This window comes from Mesorhizobium sp. M7D.F.Ca.US.004.03.1.1 (assembly GCF_003998635.1).
Classification (GTDB): Bacteria; Pseudomonadota; Alphaproteobacteria; order Rhizobiales; family Rhizobiaceae; genus Mesorhizobium; species Mesorhizobium loti.
This window is the reverse complement of record NZ_RZQG01001890.1, coordinates 1-380: the sequence shown is the minus strand read 5'-3', so window position 1 is coordinate 380 and position 380 is coordinate 1. Positions and strand designations below refer to the sequence as shown.

Here is a 380-nt window from a genome sequence, read left to right as displayed (position 1 = left end):
GGCTCGTTCGTTTCCGACCGCATGGGTGACGACCAGGAGCAGTACCAAGAGCTGCTGGAAGCTATTCGGGAAAGGGGGCAGGATTCTCCCATACTTGTCCGTCCGCATCCAGGCTCCGACGGCCGCTACATGATTGTCTTCGGCCACCGCAGAGTCCGGGTCGCTCGTGAGCTGGGACGGAAGGTAAGGGCAGTCGTCAAGGAGATCGACGACAGGGCCCATGTAATTGCCCAGGGTCAGGAGAATTCCGCTCGTGCAAATCTTAGCTTCATCGAGAAGGCGATGTTCGCAAAGCGTCTTGAGGATTTGGGGTACGACAGAGATGTGATCTCGTCAGCATTGGCCTCGAACGCCGCTGCGGTATCAAAGATGGTATCAGT

Annotated in this window: 1 protein-coding gene; it reads left to right on the top strand. The window is 57.1% G+C overall.

Going from position 1 to position 380, the window contains the following annotated elements:
- Positions 1–380 (top strand): plasmid partitioning protein RepB (gene repB / locus EN935_RS40550; protein WP_127374475.1); only part of this gene is annotated, 380 nt, incomplete at both ends.